At 27.4% G+C, this 274-nt stretch carries 1 protein-coding gene; it reads left to right on the forward strand.

The window, feature by feature from the left end:
• Window positions 1–209 (forward strand): hypothetical protein (locus C1E99_RS15225; protein ID WP_105206928.1); only part of this gene is annotated, 209 nt, incomplete at its 5' end.
• Window positions 210–274 lie beyond the last annotated feature (65 nt).

Consider the following 274-nt stretch of genomic DNA (forward strand, 5'->3'; position numbering starts at 1 on the left):
AAAGAAGTCCGGATACATTATTTTTAAGTGGCATAGTTTTAATGTGCTTTGGATACTTAAATTTTATGATAAAAACAACTTGGATTGATACTAGTGGTGATTTTTGGAATACACTCACACTTTATATATATCAATTATTCTGGAGACCTGTAGAAACCTTAAGTTTTTTAATAGGAGCTATATTATTTTGCAAAAGTTTTAAAAAATAATATGGAATTTCTGTTAATTTAGAGGGTTCTCATAACGTACCTCCATATACTTATGGACATATTAT

The organism is Streptococcus suis (assembly GCF_002964045.1).
In the GTDB taxonomy this organism is placed as follows: Bacteria; Bacillota; Bacilli; order Lactobacillales; family Streptococcaceae; genus Streptococcus; species Streptococcus suis_U.